The organism is Aliihoeflea sp. PC F10.4 (assembly GCF_054612275.1).
In genome coordinates this window covers 2,270,214-2,286,242 of sequence record NZ_JBTSWH010000001.1, presented here as the reverse complement: position 1 = coordinate 2,286,242, position 16,029 = coordinate 2,270,214, and the positions used below count along the sequence as shown (strand labels likewise).

Below are 16,029 nucleotides of genomic sequence, written 5' to 3'. Positions count from 1 at the left end.
TTATGCCGCGACTTTCACCGGAAGCTGGTTGCCGGCTGGAATGCGCACCGACACGATCGTGCCATGGCCTTCGTTGGAGCGGATTTTCAGCGCGCCGCCGTGCAGTTCGGCCAGCGAGCGCGAGATCGCAAGTCCGAGACCCGATCCCGTATGGTTCTTCGAAAACTGGTTTTGCACCTGCTCGAAGGGGCGTCCGAGCTTCTTCAGCGCATCCTTCGGGATGCCGCAACCCGTATCCTCGATGCTGATCACCATCGAGCCGCCGAGCTTGCGCGCGCGCATCGAGATGCGTCCGCCTTCGCCGGTGAACTTCACGGCATTCGACAGGAGGTTGAGCATGATCTGCTTGATCGCGCGGCGGTCGGCGAAAAGCTCCATCGTGTTGGAGATTTTCGTCTCGACATTGATCTGCTTTTTGGCCGCCTGCAGGGCGACGACACGGATCGCCTCGTCGATGAGCGGGTTGAGGTCGATGCCCTCACGATCGATCGAGAACTGGCCGGCTTCGATCTTCGACATGTCGAGAATGTCGTTGATGACGCCCAACAGGTAGGTGCCCGAGCCGTGGATGTCGCGCGTGTATTCTTCGTACTTGTCCGAGCCGAGCGGGCCGAAGAGCTTGGATGACATGAGCTCCGAAAAGCCAATGATCGCGTTTAACGGCGTGCGCAATTCGTGTGACATATTGGCGAGGAATTCCGATTTTGCGCGATTGGCTGCTTCCGCCCGCTCGGTTTCCTTCATGTATTCGCGGTTGAGTTCGGTCAGTTCGCGCGTGCGCTCGCCTTCCGCCTTGCGGGCGAGTGACAGGTCGTGGATCGTCGCCATCAGGCGGCGTTCCGAATCGACCAGCTTTTCCTGGTTCTGCTTGATCGGCGTGATGTCCGTGCCGACCGACACCGTGCCGCCGTCGCGCGTGCGCAATTCGTTGACCTGAAGCCAGCGCCCGTCGGACAATTGCCGTTCATAAGTGACGCCGCCAGCCGGACCGTTGGCGTTGGCCAGCTTGCGCTCATAGGCAAAGGCCGCCATGCGCTTCTGGATCGTCTCGCGGCTGGTGCCGGGAAAAACATCCGCGTCCGAAAGACCGTGATCTTTCTGGAACTTCGAATTGCACATAACGAGGTTCTGGTTCGCATCCCAAAGAACGAAGGATTCGTTGATGTTCTCGATGGCGGTGCGCAGCCGCAAATCCGCTGTTTCGGAGCGCTGGGCAAGGTGGCGCTGTTCGGTGATGTCGACCGCGATACCGACGAGGTGGATGTCGGCGGCGTCCGGGTCGTTGACCTGCGCCTTGGCCCTGATCCAGACCCACCCGCCATTGGCATGCCGCATCCGGAAAATCTGGTCGAACTGGTCGGTTTCGCCTTCTGCGACGCGCTGGGCGATGGCCATCAGGTCGCCGTCCTCGGGATGAATGATCTGCGAGATAGAGCCGAAGGACAGCATGCCTTCGCACGGCTCGTAGCCGAGCATCTCATACATCGAGCGCGACCAGTGCATGCGCCCGCGCACCAGGTCCCAGTCCCATATGCCGCAGCGCCCGCGCGTCAATGCCATGTCGTTGCGCATCTTGGCGTCGTCATAGATGCGGTCGGCAGCCTCGGCGCGTGCCGCCTGCGTGAAATAGGCGTAGAGGACGAGCAAAAGGACGCCGGCGGTCAGCACGAATAAAGTGACGTTGAGCGCCAGCGACTTGCGCCATTCCTCCAGGACCGTGTCACGCGAAATCAGCGTCACCACGGCGCCCACGCGGCCTTCGAGCAGTTCGGCTGCCGCATACCAGCTCGCACCGCCGATCGTCACTTCCTGGATGCCGGCCCGCTGACCGAACATGAAAAGCGGCTGCCCGCCGGTGATGAGATTGTCGAGCGCCTCGCCGATGAGATTTTGCTGTCCGGTCGTCGCGACGATCTCGAAATCTGCGTCGGCGATGATCAGTACCTGCTCGTCGGCGATGACGGAGTGGCGGGTCGCATCACGCAGCACTGCTTCGGAGATGAGACGGTCTGGCGATGCCTCACCATGGCTCGTGCGCATGGCATGGTAGATTTGGCTGGCGGAAAGGCCGAGCAGCCCTTTTGCGGTCGCTTCAAGCTCGGCTCGTTCCGAAAGGAGCGTCGTGGCGCGCATGGCCGCAATCAGAATCAGGAAGCAGACGATCAGCGTGGGGATCGAACGGCGCAGATAGGGCTCGGCGGCCAGCAGCCGGCGATAGGCAGGCGCGGCAAGGAAACGCGCATGTCCGGCAAGGCGCACCTCGCGCCGGCGCGGCTTCGTGCGCCAGGCAAAGAACTGTCCTGCGGTCGCGCCCCACGCGTCCGTTAATGCCATGAATGGCTCCCCAAAACCTCTACTTGACGAATCGACCCGGCAACGCCGCACTCCCGAATCGTCTATAAAGAATCAGAGCGGATTCGTGCTGTCCAGAGGCTGAGGCCAAATCTTGATAAATTATTGACGCGGCTATGGCGACAATCAGGCAAGAGTTCGTTCCACGATGTCCCTGAGATCGGTCGAAAGGGCAGGTGTGGCAACGATCCGTTCCAGTTCGCCGCGCGCCAGTACCCGGCGACTTTCTTCCAGAGAGCGCCAAGAGCGGAAAGCGGTAGCGAGCCGTGCGGCAAGCTGCGGATTGCGCTTTTCGGCATCGAGTATCGCGTCAGCCACGAAGGCATAGCCCGCACCGTCCGCCCGGTGAAAGCCGGTCTGGTTGCCGCTGGCAAATGTTCCGATCAAGGAACGGACCCGGTTGGGATTGTTCATCGAAAAGCCCTTGTGGCCGGTCAGTTCGATGACCTTGGCCAAAGTATTTTCGCCGGGTGCGGTCGCCTGCACCTGAAACCATTTGTCGAGGACGAGCGGGTCATCGCCATGGCGGGTCTCGAAATCGGCAAGGGCGGTAATCGTCGCGTCCGATCCCGTGAAACGGTGCGCGAGAACGCTCAGCGCCGCCGCACGCTCCGTCATGTTGGTGGCGTTGCGGTATTGGTCGACCGCCTTGTCGGGCGTTTCCGCCGCCGCAGATACATAATCGAGCAGCACGTTGCGCAGGGCGCGGCGGCCGGCGCTCTCGGCATCGGGAGAAAATGAATCGCGGTCTTCAAAACCTGCGTAAAGGTCTTGGAATGATTCACGATTGGTTGTCGCGACGGTGTCGATCAAGGCGTTGCGCGCTGCGTGAATCGCGTCTGGATCGATGCTTGAGCCGATCTCGCGTGCGATGTCGGCTTCGCCAGGCAGCGTTAGCGCCAGAGCCCGGTAGGCCGGTTCCAGCGCGTTGTCGGCGGCGATGACGCCGAGCACTTCGGCAAGGCGACCGGCCATGTTGCTGCGCGTCGGCTGTGACGTGCTGGCGTCGATCAGGTGATCGGTCAGAAGACCGGTCAGCGCCTGCCATCGTGCAACTTCGTCAGCGTCATGACGGGCAAGGAACAGACGGTCGTCGACGCTTTGCTCGCATGACAGTGTGATCGGTGCCGAAAAGCCGCGATTGAGCGAAAGCGCCGGCCGCTGCGAAAGTCCCGAGAAACGAATGCTGTGCTTGCGCTTTTTCAGATGGATAACGCCGTCTTCGACCACCGCACCATCGCTCGGCTGCGCCTGCATATCGGTGCCGTCCGCGCCCACGAGCGCGAAGGTCAGCGGAATATGCATCAGCCGTTTGCGGCTCTCCGATGGGGTTGGCGGCACCGATTGCTCGATCTCGAGCGAAAGCTCGCCGCGCGCATCGTCGAAGCTTGCGGATACGCCGACATGCGGCGTGCCGGCCTGATGATACCAGAGCGCGAATTGCGACAGATCGCGGCCGGACGCGTCCTCGAACACCTTCAGGAAATCCTCGATCGTCGCGGCGTCGCCGTCGTGGCGCTCGAAATAAAGATCCATGCCTTTCCGAAACAAGTCCGGCCCGAGGATTGTGCGGATCATGCGCACGACTTCCGAACCTTTCTCGTAGACGGTCGCCGTATAGAAATTGTTGATCTCGCGATAGCGGCGCGGTCGCACGGGATGGGCGAGGGGGCCTTGGTCCTCAGGGAACTGCAGCGCCTTCAAGGTGCGCACTTCCGCAATGCGCTTAACGGGCCGCGAACGCATGTCGGCGGAGAATTCGTGATCGCGGAAGACCGTCAGCCCTTCCTTAAGGCAAAGCTGGAACCAGTCTCGGCAAGTGATTCTGTTGCCTGTCCAATTGTGGAAATATTCATGCGCGATGATCGCCTCGATATTGGCGAAATCCGCATCGGTAGCGGTCGTCTCGTCGGCCAGGACGTATTTGTCGTTGAAGACGTTCAGGCCCTTGTTTTCCATCGCGCCCATGTTGAAATCGGAGACGGCGACGATATTGAAAACGTCAAGGTCATATTCGAGGCCGAACACCTCCTCGTCCCAGCGCATCGACCTTTTCAAAGCATCCATTGCATAGGCCGCGCGCGCTTCCTTGCCCCGTTCGACATAGATGCCGAGCGCAACGTTACGGCCCGAACGCGTCGTGAAGCGATCCGGTACGAGGCCGAGGTCGCCGGCAACCAGCGCAAACAGATAAGACGGCTTCGGGTGCGGATCGTGCCAGACGGCATAGTGCCAGCCATCGGCCAGATCGCCACTCTCGACGGGATTGCCGTTCGACAGCAAGATCGGAGCGCTGTCCTTCGGAGCCTCGATGCGCACCGCATAGACTGACATGACGTCCGGCCGATCGAGGAAATAGGTGATGCGGCGAAAACCTTCGGCCTCGCATTGCGTGCAGTAAACGCCGTTCGACAGGTACAGCCCCATCAGCGCGCCATTCGCGCTCGGAGAAAGCTCGGTCTCGATCGTCAGTGTGAACGGGCCACCCGGCAGCCGTTCGATTTTCAGTTCGTCCGCCGAGGCTTGGTATCGGTCCGCCGTAAGCGGGTTCCCGTCGAGCGAAACCGAAATCAGTTTCAGCCCGTCGCCGTCGAGCGCCAGCGGGGCATCGAGCGCCGCGTCCTCGCGTCGTGAAATGTCGAGCGTTGCGGTCACGCGCGTACGCTCCGGATCGAGCCGGAAGGACAGCATCGTTTTCTCGATCCGGTAGTCGCTGGCGCGGTAATCTTCCAGGCGGTAGACCTTGCCGGTATCGATGCTCATGACATGCCTCTTGATCTGCGCGAAGAGCGCAGCGCTTTGCGCTTTAAATGACAGGCTGGTCTTTACACGATGGTGGCAGTCGACAACACTGCCCCCTCACGCACTTCGCGAACGCTCCCATCAAAAGCTCCGGATATTTTCATGAATGTCATCACCCTAAAATTCGGCATGGGTGCTTCCATACGTCGTCTCGAGGATGACGCCTTCATTACGGGCAAGGGGCGCTACACGGACGATCTCGCTCGCGAGGGCGAGTTGCATGGCTACGTCCTTCGCTCACCGATCGCCAGCGGCACGTTCTCGATCGGGCCGCTCGACGACGCGCTTGCATCGCCCGGCGTTCGCACCATCCTGACGGGCAGCGATCTTTCCTATCTGGGCGCGCTCAAGACGATGGCGATGCAAAAGCAGCCGGATGGAACGCGAGCGCCTTCCCACGACATTCCGATCCTGTGCAAAAAACGCGTGTCCTATGTTGGCGATGCGGTGGCGTTCATCGTTGCTGAAACCCGCGCGCAGGCGCAGGACGCGGCCGACCTGATCGAAGTCGACTACGATGCCGAAGAGGCGGTGGCGACGATCGACGCGGCGCTGGCCGACGATGCTTCGCTCGTGTGGGAAAAGCGCGGCTCCAACACCGCGTTCACCTATCGGCTGGGAGACCGCGAAAAGGCCGAAGCGGCCTTCGCGAAAGCCGCTCATATCTCGCGTATCGACTTTCGCAACAATCGCCTCGTCTCGAACTATATGGAACCGCGCGCGGCGCTCGGCGAATGGATCGAGGCGGAGGATCGCTACACATTGACGACGGGCTCGCAGGGAGTGCATTCCATGCGCCGCATCCTGTGCGATCAGGTCTTCAGAATCGATCACGCGAAGCTGCGCGTTGTGACGCCCGACGTAGGCGGCGGCTTCGGCACCAAGATGTTCACCTATCGCGAGCATGCTCTGGTGTTGGAGGCGGCAAAGCGTCTCGGCGCGCCGGTCAGGTGGACGAGCGATCGCACAGAACATTTTCTGACCGATGCGCATGGGCGCGACAATTTCGCGACCGCCGAAATGGCGATTGATGAAAACGGACGATTTCTGGCGCTGCGCGTCGATACGAAGGCCAATATCGGCGCTTATTGCTCGCAGGCCGGGCCGTTCATTCCCTGGGTCGGCGCGACCATGTCGACGGGCGTCTATGACATTGCGGCGCTCGATGTCGAAATCGCGGGTGTGTACACGCACACGGTTCCGGTGGACGCCTATCGCGGCGCCGGTCGCCCGGAAGCGGCGTTCCAGCTCGAAAAGCTCGTCGACCAGTGCGCGCGAGACATGAACCTGTCTGCGCCTGAAATCCGGCGGCGCAATTTCATCCGGCCGGACCAGTTTCCTTATACGACGCCGACCGGTCGAAAATACGATGTCGGCGAATTCGACGGCCACATGACGACCGCGCTCGAAAGGGCCGATTGGGACGGTTTCGAGGCGCGCGCCAAAGAGGCGCGATCGCGCGGACACATCAGGGGCGTCGGCATGGCGACCTATGTCGAGGCCTGCGCTTTTGCCGGCTCCGAACCGGCTCATGTCGAACTCGGCACGGATGGCACGGTAACGCTGTCTATTGGCACCCAGTCCAACGGGCAGGGGCATGCAACGGCCTATGCGCAGTTCGTTGCTGACAAGCTCAATCTCGATCCGGCAAAGGTCAAGGTGCATCAGGGTGACACCGACAGGCTGGAAAAGGGCGGCGGTACGGGCGGTTCGCGTTCCATCCCGCTTGGCGGCGTATCGGCCGCGCGTGCCGGCGAAGAGCTTGCCGAAAAGCTGAAGCGCATCGCAGCCGACGAACTCGAAGCCTCACCGCACGATATCGAGCTTGCGGACGGCACCGCGCGCATCGTCGGCACCGATCGTGTAATCGACTTCGCTGCATTGGCCGGCGCAGCCAAAAACGAGTCTGATTTGAAGGGGTTCGGAGAATTCGTTCAGGACGAGGCGACATATCCGAACGGCACGCATATCTGCGAAGTGGAGATCGATCCGGCGACCGGCGAAACGCAGATCGTTCGCTATACGATCGTCGACGATTTCGGCGCGACGGTGAACCCGCTGCTTCTGGCCGGGCAGGTTCATGGCGGTGTCGTGCAGGGCGTCGGTCAGGCGCTTTGCGAAGAGGCAGTCTATAGCGAAGATGGCCAGTTGATCACGGCAAGCTTCATGGACTACGCCGTGCCGCGCGCCGAAGATATTCCCAATTTCCATTTCGAAACGCGCAACGTCCCGTCCACAACCAATGCGCTCGGCATCAAGGGTGCGGGCGAGGCGGGCACCATCGGCGCGACACCGGCAGCGCTCAATGCGGTGACGGACGCGTTGTGGCGTGCCTACGGCATCGGCCACATCGACATGCCTGCTACGCCACAGCGCATCTGGCAGGCGATTCAGGCGGCGAAATAGGCTAACCGGGTAGCAGACCGCGATTCGAACGGGGAGGGGTCGCGGCTTGTCGCGGCGAAGACATTCATGACCAGAGACGAGCAGGAAGCCTTATATGCGGGTCGCAATCCGCTGACGGGCATCATGTTCAAGGTCGTGTCGGTCACAGCATTCGTCGGCATGGCCTCGCTGATCAAGGCGGCAGGGCGCGTTCCTGCGGGCGAGATCGTGTTCTTTCGTTCGGCCTTCGCCATCCTGCCGATCCTCATTCTTCTGGCGTGGCGGCGCGAGCTTCGAACCGCTTTGCACACGTCGCGTCCGCTCAGCCACATCGCGCGCGGACTGGTCGGCGTGACGTCCATGGGTCTCGGCTTCTTTGCACTCACGCGTCTGCCGCTTCCGGAGGCGATCACGCTGAATTACGCGCAGCCACTGCTCGTCGTCGTCTTTTCCGCGGTTTTCTTCGGTGAGGTCGTGCGCCTTTATCGCTGGAGCGCGGTCGTGATCGGCCTCGTCGGCGTCATCGTCATTTCATGGCCGAACCTGACGCTTTTCACCAGCGGGCAAGGTCTCGAAAACGATCAGGTGCTCGGTGTCACCGCAGCGCTTATGGCAGCGGCCGTTTCGGCTGTCGCGATGCTGCTCGTGCGCCGGCTCGTCCACTCCGAGCAGACTGCGACGATCGTTTTGTGGTTTACGCTGACGTCCACGGTCGCGGCGCTTTTGACCATCCCGTTCGGCTGGGTCGCCCTGTCGCCGACGCAGGCGGCCTGCCTTATCGGCGCGGGGATTTGCGGCGGCGTCGGCCAGATATTGATGACCGAGAGCTATCGTCACGCACCGCTTTCGACCATCGCGCCGTTCGAATACACCTCGATGATCTTCGCCATTCTTGTCGGTTTCTTCGCGTTCGGTGACGTGCCGACGGGCTATACCCTCGTCGGCGGCACGATCGTCGTCGCGGCGGGCCTCTTCATCATCTGGCGCGAGCAGCGGCTTGGTCTTCCGCGGGGCAAGGCCCGCAAGGTCACGCCGCCGCAATAAACTGCCGCTGCAGGATCGCGCGCGTGGCCGCATCTGCCGGGAAGAACGATTCGATCGCCAGTTCCGACAGCAAGATGTCGAGCGGTGTACCGAAGACGGTAATGGTCGAGATGAACGACAGGATTTCGCCGTTGATGCGGATTTGTAGCGGCACGGCGATATCCTGTCCCTCATGAGGCTTGGATTTCGAAATCCCCGGCTGGCCGGGATAGGCGGACAATTCGGCCAACAATATTTCCAGTCCCTCGTCGCCGGATGTCTCGACCTGTCGTTGCAAGCGTTCGAGAAGGTGGGCGCGCCAGGAACCAAGATTGAGGATGCGCGGGGCAAGACCCTTCGGATGCAGGCTGAGGCGCAGCACGTTGACGGGAGCCTTAAGAAGCTCGAGGTCTTCCACATCCGCCAGAAATGGCCCGATCGCCCCGTTTCCCGCGATGAGATTCCACTGCCTGTCGACCGCGATCGCCGGGTTCGGTTCGTGCCCCTTCAGCACTTGCTCGACCGCCATCATGGCCGGCGCGAGCGCTTGGTCGTCCAGCTTGCGCTCTGCAAAGCCGGGTGCGAAACCGGCGGCGAGCAGCATTTCGTTACGGCGGCGAAGCGGCATGTCGAGCCCTTCCGCAAGGCGCAGCACCATCTCGCGCGATGGTTTGGCGCGTCCGCTTTCCATGAAGCTCAAATGTCGCTGCGAAATCTCGGCTTCCATCGCAAGATCGAGCTGGCTTACCCGGCGGCGGGCGCGCCATTCCTTGAGGAGGTGGCTGAATGACGGATCGGTAAGTTGAGTCTGCATGGATCGTTTTCTAGCTTCCCACTTTTTGTGCGGCCATTACCTGCGAGGTAATCGCGAAGATGCAAGGGACAGGGCATCGTTGGTGCATTCAATCACCAATGAAAGGACGCAAAAATGCCGATCGAAAACACGCCTTTTCTCCGCACTACGCTTCGGTCCGACGCTGCCATGGGCGTCGCAGCCGCCGTTCCGACAATCTTCGCGGCAGGGTTTCTTTCCTCACTTCTCGATCTGCCCCAAGGTCTGATTTTCTGGGCTGGGGTGGCGCTCTTGCCGATCGCCGCCTTTCTGATCGTGATGGCGCGCAAGCCCGTCATTCCGGCCGGCTGGTTGCGCGAGATTGTTTTCATCAACGGTGCATGGGTCGTGGCGAGTTTTGCGATCCTGCTGTCGGGCGTGGTCGAGCCGAACCTTTTCGGCATCGTTTTTATGGTTGCGCAGGCACTTGCCGTCGCCGCCTTCGCGGTGCTCCAATTTGGCGCACTACGTGGCGGACGACACGCCGCTGCCTAAGCCGCGAAGCCGCACCTTGATCTCCAGAAGGTCGCGCCATGCGAGCTTCTTGTGGGCAGGGTTTCGCAGCAGATAGGCCGGATGGAGCAGGGGCATTGTCGGTATCGACACATCGCCCGGCGTCCTGTGTTCCTTCCAGTTCCCGCGAAGACGCATGATGCCTTCGGTGGTGTTGAGCAGAATTTTCGAGGAAGGCCCGCCAAGCGCCACCAGCATCTTTGGTTTCACCAGTTCGATCTGCCGCTCGATGAACGGGCGGCAGATTTCCGTTTCGATCGGGGTCGGCGTCCGGTTGCCGGGCGGTCGCCACGGAATGACGTTCGTGATGTAGGCACTCGTCCGGTCGAGCTCGATCGCGGCCAGCATCCGGTCCAGCAACTGCCCGGACCGCCCGACGAAGGGCCGTCCCTCGATATCCTCGTCGCGGCCGGGTGCTTCACCGACGAACATGATGTCGGCTTGCGGATTGCCGTCGCCGAAGACGAGGTTCTTGGCGGTGAATTTCAAATTGCAGCCGTCGAACTGCTCGAGGCAGGCGCGCAAATCCTCCAGCGAGTCCGCTTCGCGCGCCATCAACCGTGCGCGTTCGCTCTGGCCCTCGTCCGGGACCGTCGCTTGCGGGCGAGCGGGCGCCGCGCGAGTAACCGTCGCCTGTGGCAGCGGCGGCTTGTCCCGCTCGTTTGCACTTACTGATGCAACAGGCGCCTGGGCTTCCACCGGCGCGAATCTATCGACCGGCGCGTCGAGCAACGCTTCGTCGACGCCGCTGTCGGCGTAGAAAAGAAGGAGTTCGCGCAAATTGATCGGCTCGGTCATCGCCTCCTCTATATCGATGCATGGCCGTACGGCCAAGCGCATGAATATTTGACGTTTACGTCAACGGAATATAATTTCCCCTGAAGCAGCCGTGTTGGACGTGCAGTTAAGGTTTCGCACCGGAAACTGATGCGATAAGCACGGCATGATGAAGGTCGCGCCGGCGGCCGTAAGCCAGCATATAGCCAGCGGGCGGGAGAGTCAGATGAGTGAAGAGATTGAACGCGAGAGCATGGAATTCGACGTGGTCATCGTCGGCGCTGGGCCTGCCGGCCTTGCCGCTGCGATCCGCCTGAAACAGCTCGATCCCGAACTCTCCGTCGTCGTTCTGGAAAAAGGTGCCGAAGTCGGCGCGCACATTTTGTCAGGCGCAGTCGTCGATCCGATCGGCATCGATCGTCTTTTACCTGAATGGCGCTCGGAAAGCGATCATCCCTTCAAGACGCCGGTTACCGACGACCAGTTCCTGCTTCTTGGCCCGGCCGGCTCCGTGCGCATTCCCAATTTCCTGATGCCGCCGCTGATGAACAATCACGGCAATTATGCCGTTTCTCTTGGCAACGCATGCCGCTGGCTCGCCGGCCATGCCGAAGCGCTGGGCGTCGAAATCTATCCCGGTTTCGCCGCCGCCGACCTGATTTACAATGAAGCTGGCGCCGTGACCGGCGTCGTCACCGGCGACATGGGCGTCGAGCGTGACGGCAGCCACGGCCCCGCTTACGCACCGGGCATGGCGCTCCTCGGCAAGTATGTGCTGATCGGCGAAGGCGTGCGCGGTTCGCTCGCCAAGAAGCTCATCGAGAAATTCGATCTCGCAAAAAACTCCCAGCCGCAGAAATTCGGCATCGGCTTGAAGGAACTGTGGCAGGTCGCACCGGAAAAGCACAAGCCCGGCCTCGTCCAGCACTCGTTTGGTTGGCCGTTGAATGCGAAGACAGGCGGCGGCTCGTTCCTCTACCATCTGGAAGACAATCAGGTCGCGGTCGGCTTCGTCGTCCATCTGAACTACAAGAACCCCTATCTCGCACCTTTCGAAGAGTTCCAGCGGTTCAAGACGCATCCCGCCATCGCCGATACGTTCGAAGGCGGCAAGCGTCTTTCCTATGGCGCGCGTGCGATCACCGAAGGCGGCTGGCAGTCGGTGCCGAAGCTGATCTTCCCCGGCGGCGCGCTGATCGGCTGCTCGGCCGGCTTCGTCAACGTCCCGCGCATCAAGGGATCGCACAATGCGGTGCTGTCGGGCATGCTCGCGGCCGAAAAGGTCGCTGAGGCGTTGGGCGAGGGGCGTTTTGCCGACGAACTGACGGCTTATGAGGCCGAATGGCGCGCAAGCGACATCGGCAAGGATCTGAAGCGGGTGCGCAACGTCAAGCCGCTCTGGTCGCGCTTCGGCACGTGGATCGGTGTCGGTCTCGGCGGCCTCGACATGTGGACGAACCAGCTTTTAGGCTTCTCCTTCTTCGGTACGCAAAAGCACGGCAAGACCGACGCGGCGTCGCTGGAGCCGGCATCGCAGCACAAGAAGATCGACTATCCGAAGCCCGATGGCGTCCTCACCTTCGACCGGCTGTCCTCGGTGTTCCTGTCGAACACGAATCACGAAGAAGACCAGCCGATCCACCTTCAGGTGAAGGATATGGATCTCCAGAAGCGGTCCGAGCATGACGTCTATGCCGGTCCGTCCTCTCGGTATTGCCCGGCAGGCGTTTACGAATGGGTAGATGCGGACGGCAATGCGGCCGCCGACAAAATGGGCGTTGACGTCACTTTCGTCATCAACGCGCAGAACTGCGTCCACTGCAAGACATGCGACATCAAGGACCCGAACCAGAACATCAACTGGGTGCCGCCACAAGGCGGCGAAGGGCCGGTCTACCCGAACATGTAATGTTCGGCCGGGCTGCACGGACCGCCGTCCAAGAAAATGCCGGCGAAGGGCCGGTCTATCCGAACATGTAATGTTCGACCGGCCCGCACGGACCGCCGCCCGAGAGAAATGCCGGCGAAGGGCCGGTTTACCCGAACATGTAGCGTCTGGTTGATCTCCTGAACCTGTCAGGAGATCGCAGGCGCAATGCGAAATGCGTGTTGCCGCCGGCAGGCGCTGGGATATTTTCGTTGGTGGGGTGCGATCGACCACCGGCCCACGAAAGGTTCTCCCATGTCGCGCATGAAGTTCTTCTATAATCCGCGCAGCCGCGCCTCCACTGTCCGCTGGATGCTCGAGGAGGTCGGTGCCGACTACGAGATCGTCGATATCGAGTTTGGCGACGATCAGGGTCGCGACGCGCGATTGCTCGCGGTCAATCCGATGGGAAAGATCCCGACAATCGTGCTCGAAGACGGCACGGTGATTACGGAATCGGCTGCGATCTGCACATGGCTGGCCGATGCCTATCCGGATGCGGGCCTCGCGCCGGCTCTCGGCAGTTCCGAACGCGGCACATGGTATCGGTGGCTGTTTTTCGGCGGTTCGGTGTTCGAACCGGCGCTGCTCGAAAAGATGATGCGCAAGGATGTCGAGCCGCTGCCGAAAACGGCGGCAGGTTGGGGATCGTATGACGAGGCCGTACACGCGGTGGAAACCGGGCTTGCAAACGGCCCCTATCTTCTCGGCGAGAAATTTTCCGGCGCCGACGTCTATATCGGCGCGATGATGGCATGGGCGATGAGTTTCGGTGCGCCAGGGCTGAAGGAAAGCAACCTGATCAATACCTATGTCGCGCGCGTAAGCGAGCGGCCGGCGTTCAGGCGCACCATAAAATTCTGATCAGCGCCGTGCCGCGAATTCGACCAATTGCCGCGGCGACTGCGCGGCGAGCGAGAACTCGACGAGGATCGGCAAATGGTCCGATCCCACAGGCGCAAGCGTTTTTGCCGAGCGAACCTCGACGCCGCCTTTGACCAGCACATGATCGATGGGCAGCCCGATCCATTGCAACCATGAAGAAGGCAGGCGTCGGTCGAGATAAGTTGCGCCGATGCCGCGCAGGATGTCGAGCCCGCCCGCTTCGGCGACACGTCGGACAGTGCGGCTCCACGGTACGGCGTTGAAATCGCCTGCAAGGAGCGCCGTGTCGTCAAGCGTGGAAACGGCCTCTTCCACGAATGGCAGGTGCCTGTCCTGACCGAACGGCCACGGCCAGCCGAGATGAAGGGCGGCAACACTGGCCTGCCTGCCGGCGAAATCGATGTCGACGCGTGCATAGGAGCCGCGATCGCCGCACGCTTCGGCCGGGTCCGACACTAGCGGACGGCGCGAAAGGATCGCCACGCCGCCGATGCGCGATGGCGGCGGGCAGACGATCTGATAGGGATACGTGCCTTCCAGAACCCTCAGCCATCCACGCCAGTTCTCCGACACTTCGGTCAGCGTCACGACATCGGGCCTTTGCTCCCCGATCGCCGACAGGACGAGGTCGGGCCGCTCGCTGTCATAGCGCAAATTGAGATGGAACAGCCGGAATATGGCGGTTTGTTCGCCTGCCTCGGCGACATGTTCTGACGGCGGCGGTTCGAGCGTGCTCCAGAGCGCGCCGATGCCGAGCAGCGCGGCAAATATCGCTTCGGGCCAGTAGCGAAAGAGCGCCAGCGGCAGCACCGCTATGATAAGCAGCGCCGCCAGATGAACCCGAAAATGCGAGAAGGAATCGAAGCCCGGATGCAGCCAGCCAAGATAGCCAAGGCTGATCGCTCCAGCGGTGCCGGCCACAAGACAAAGTGCGCCAAGGCGCAAAAGAAGTGATCCTCGCATCTGGCGCTCTATTGAAACGCCGTTTCGGAGAAGCTGCGCAATTTGCGCGAATGGAGCCGGTCCGGCGCCATCTCCGCAAGCTTTTCGAGCGCGCGAATGCCGATCGTCAGATGCTGGGCGACTTGCGTCTTGTAAAACTCGGTCGCCATGCCAGGCAGTTTCAGTTCGCCATGCAACGGCTTATCGGAAACGCATAGCAATGTGCCGTAGGGGACGCGGAAGCGAAAACCGTTCGCCGCGATCGTGGCCGATTCCATGTCGAGCGCGATGGCGCGGCTTTGCGACAGGCGCTGCACCGGCCCGCGCTGCTCACGCAGTTCCCAGTTGCGGTTGTCGATGGTGGCGACAGTCCCCGTCCGCATGATGCGTTTCAGTTCATAGCCCGAAAGACCGGTGACTTCCGCAACGGCTTCCTGAAGCGCGACCTGGATTTCGGCCAGCGCCGGGATCGGCACCCAGACCGGAAGATCGTCGTCCAGCACGTGGTCCTCGCGCACATAGGCATGCGCGAGCACATAGTCGCCGAGCGCCTGCGTGTTGCGAAGACCCGCGCAATGGCCAAGCATCAGCCAGGCATGCGGTCGCAGGACCGCGACGTGGTCCGTGATCGTCTTGGCGTTGGAAGGACCGACGCCGATATTGACCATGGTGATGCCGCCATGGCCCTTCCGCGTCAGGTGATAAGCAGGCATCTGCGGCATCCGGGTCGGCGTCGTTCCGTCATGCGGCATTGTTTCGCCCGCCTTGGTGATGACGTTTCCCGGCTCGACAAAGCTTTCATATCCGCCGCCGCCGTCCGCCATCAGCTTGCGGGCATGGACGCAGAATTCGTCGATATAGAACTGGTAATTGGTGAAGAGCACGTAGTTCTGGAAATGCTGCGGGCTGGTCGCTGTATAATGCGTCATGCGGTGCAGCGAATAGTCGATCCGCTGTGCGGTGAAAGGCGCCAGCGGCATCGGGTCGCCGGCCAGCGGCTCATAGGTGCCGTTGGCGATGTGGTCGTCGGTCGCGTTCAAATCCGGAACGTCGAAAAGGTCGCGCAGCGGGCGCTTGATCCCGTCGGCGACAGACGCCTCGACATAGGTGCCTTCCAGAAATGCGAAATGCAGCGGGATCGGCGTCTCCGATTCGCCCACGATGATCGGCACGCCGTGATTCTTGATCAAAAGCGTAAGCTGGTCGACGAGGTAACTTTCGAAGAGATCGGGCCGGGTAATCGTGGTCGTGTAGTGGCCCGGCTGCGGCATGTGGCCATAGGCGAGGCGGCTGTCGACCAGCGAGAAGGACGACGTCGTCACCCCGACCTCGGGATAGTAGGCGCGGAAACGCTTGTGCTCGGTGTTGCCCTTGGCAAGGCTCGCGAAACTGTCACGCAGGAACTGGGTATTGCGCTCGTAAAGCGCCTTCAACTCGGCGATCGCCTCGCCGACATCGGTGAAGCTTTTCGGCGCGTAGAGCGGGGGGCTCGAAACATGTTCGATGGCGGTCGGGTAGATTCTCTTTTCCATGGCCCATTATAAGGGCTCTTGGTGTCGGTTGCGAGACGGACACGCTTTTGTCCGGTTCA

Annotated in this window: 11 protein-coding genes; 5 read left to right on the top strand and 6 right to left on the bottom strand. The window is 61.5% G+C overall.

Features of this window, described 5'->3' with window-relative positions; translation table 11 throughout:
- Together ACX82Z_RS11655 and pepN are read right to left on the bottom strand one after the other, a co-directional pair.
- Window positions 1–2,334, bottom strand: coding sequence for a PAS domain-containing sensor histidine kinase (locus tag ACX82Z_RS11655; RefSeq protein ID WP_459588927.1), 2,334 nt, complete (start codon window positions 2,332–2,334; stop codon window positions 1–3).
- A gap of 144 nt (window positions 2,335–2,478) precedes the next feature.
- Window positions 2,479–5,115 carry an aminopeptidase N gene (pepN, locus tag ACX82Z_RS11650; protein ID WP_459588925.1) on the bottom strand — a complete coding sequence of 879 codons (2,637 nt, stop codon included), beginning with the start codon at window positions 5,113–5,115 and terminating at the stop codon, window positions 2,479–2,481.
- Between the two features lie 141 nt (window positions 5,116–5,256).
- Between pepN and ACX82Z_RS11645 the strand changes: the two genes are divergently transcribed.
- Together ACX82Z_RS11645 and ACX82Z_RS11640 are read left to right on the top strand one after the other, a co-directional pair.
- Window positions 5,257–7,560, top strand: coding sequence for a xanthine dehydrogenase family protein molybdopterin-binding subunit (locus tag ACX82Z_RS11645; protein ID WP_459588923.1), 2,304 nt, complete (start codon window positions 5,257–5,259; stop codon window positions 7,558–7,560).
- Window positions 7,561–7,626: 66 nt separating this feature from the next.
- Entirely contained in the window at window positions 7,627–8,583 is a 957-nt protein-coding gene (locus tag ACX82Z_RS11640; RefSeq protein WP_459588921.1) for a DMT family transporter, read from the top strand.
- Here ACX82Z_RS11640 and ACX82Z_RS11635 read toward each other — a convergent pair.
- Window positions 8,567–9,376, bottom strand: a complete 810-nt coding sequence (locus tag ACX82Z_RS11635; protein ID WP_459588920.1) for a helix-turn-helix domain-containing protein — start codon at window positions 9,374–9,376, stop codon at window positions 8,567–8,569. The genes ACX82Z_RS11640 and ACX82Z_RS11635 overlap by 17 nt on opposite strands.
- Window positions 9,377–9,490: 114 nt before the next feature.
- Here ACX82Z_RS11635 and ACX82Z_RS11630 point away from each other — a divergent pair, with 114 nt between their 5' ends.
- The gene (locus tag ACX82Z_RS11630) at window positions 9,491–9,889 is read left to right on the top strand and encodes a hypothetical protein (RefSeq protein WP_459588919.1); all 399 of its coding nucleotides are present in this window, start codon (window positions 9,491–9,493) and stop codon (window positions 9,887–9,889) included.
- Here ACX82Z_RS11630 and ACX82Z_RS11625 read toward each other — a convergent pair.
- Window positions 9,860–10,705 (bottom strand): uracil-DNA glycosylase, encoded by an 846-nt coding sequence (locus ACX82Z_RS11625; protein ID WP_459588917.1) that lies wholly within the window; start codon window positions 10,703–10,705, stop codon window positions 9,860–9,862. The genes ACX82Z_RS11630 and ACX82Z_RS11625 overlap by 30 nt on opposite strands.
- A gap of 205 nt (window positions 10,706–10,910) precedes the next feature.
- On the opposite strand from ACX82Z_RS11625, the gene ACX82Z_RS11620 reads away from it, so the two are divergent.
- A complete protein-coding gene (locus ACX82Z_RS11620; protein ID WP_459588915.1) occupies window positions 10,911–12,593 on the top strand; it encodes an electron transfer flavoprotein-ubiquinone oxidoreductase in 1,683 nt (560 codons plus the stop codon).
- 273 nt (window positions 12,594–12,866) lie between these two features.
- A complete protein-coding gene (locus ACX82Z_RS11615) occupies window positions 12,867–13,475 on the top strand; it encodes a glutathione S-transferase family protein (RefSeq protein ID WP_459588913.1) in 609 nt (202 codons plus the stop codon).
- Here ACX82Z_RS11615 and ACX82Z_RS11610 read toward each other — a convergent pair whose 3' ends face one another.
- Together ACX82Z_RS11610 and ACX82Z_RS11605 are read right to left on the bottom strand one after the other, a co-directional pair.
- Window positions 13,476–14,459, bottom strand: coding sequence for an endonuclease/exonuclease/phosphatase family protein (locus ACX82Z_RS11610; RefSeq protein ID WP_459588911.1), 984 nt, complete (start codon window positions 14,457–14,459; stop codon window positions 13,476–13,478).
- Between the two features lie 8 nt (window positions 14,460–14,467).
- Entirely contained in the window at window positions 14,468–15,970 is a 1,503-nt protein-coding gene (locus tag ACX82Z_RS11605) for an AMP nucleosidase (RefSeq protein ID WP_459588909.1), read from the bottom strand.
- Window positions 15,971–16,029: the final 59 nt, after the last annotated feature.

What these genes read in the sequence shown, in the direction of transcription:
- ACX82Z_RS11655 (WP_459588927.1), bottom strand. Translation starts at nt 2,334, where the DNA reads ATGGCATTAACGGACGCGTGGGGCGCGACCGCAGGACAGTTCTTTGCC.
- ACX82Z_RS11620 (WP_459588915.1), top strand. Translation starts at nt 10,911, where the DNA reads ATGAGTGAAGAGATTGAACGCGAGAGCATGGAATTCGACGTGGTCATC.
- ACX82Z_RS11640 (WP_459588921.1), top strand. Translation starts at nt 7,627, where the DNA reads ATGACCAGAGACGAGCAGGAAGCCTTATATGCGGGTCGCAATCCGCTG.
- ACX82Z_RS11645 (WP_459588923.1), top strand. Translation starts at nt 5,257, where the DNA reads ATGAATGTCATCACCCTAAAATTCGGCATGGGTGCTTCCATACGTCGT.
- ACX82Z_RS11635 (WP_459588920.1), bottom strand. Translation starts at nt 9,376, where the DNA reads ATGCAGACTCAACTTACCGATCCGTCATTCAGCCACCTCCTCAAGGAA.
- ACX82Z_RS11625 (WP_459588917.1), bottom strand. Translation starts at nt 10,705, where the DNA reads ATGACCGAGCCGATCAATTTGCGCGAACTCCTTCTTTTCTACGCCGAC.
- ACX82Z_RS11605 (WP_459588909.1), bottom strand. Translation starts at nt 15,970, where the DNA reads ATGGAAAAGAGAATCTACCCGACCGCCATCGAACATGTTTCGAGCCCC.
- ACX82Z_RS11610 (WP_459588911.1), bottom strand. Translation starts at nt 14,459, where the DNA reads ATGCGAGGATCACTTCTTTTGCGCCTTGGCGCACTTTGTCTTGTGGCC.
- ACX82Z_RS11615 (WP_459588913.1), top strand. Translation starts at nt 12,867, where the DNA reads ATGTCGCGCATGAAGTTCTTCTATAATCCGCGCAGCCGCGCCTCCACT.
- pepN (WP_459588925.1), bottom strand. Translation starts at nt 5,115, where the DNA reads ATGAGCATCGATACCGGCAAGGTCTACCGCCTGGAAGATTACCGCGCC.
- ACX82Z_RS11630 (WP_459588919.1), top strand. Translation starts at nt 9,491, where the DNA reads ATGCCGATCGAAAACACGCCTTTTCTCCGCACTACGCTTCGGTCCGAC.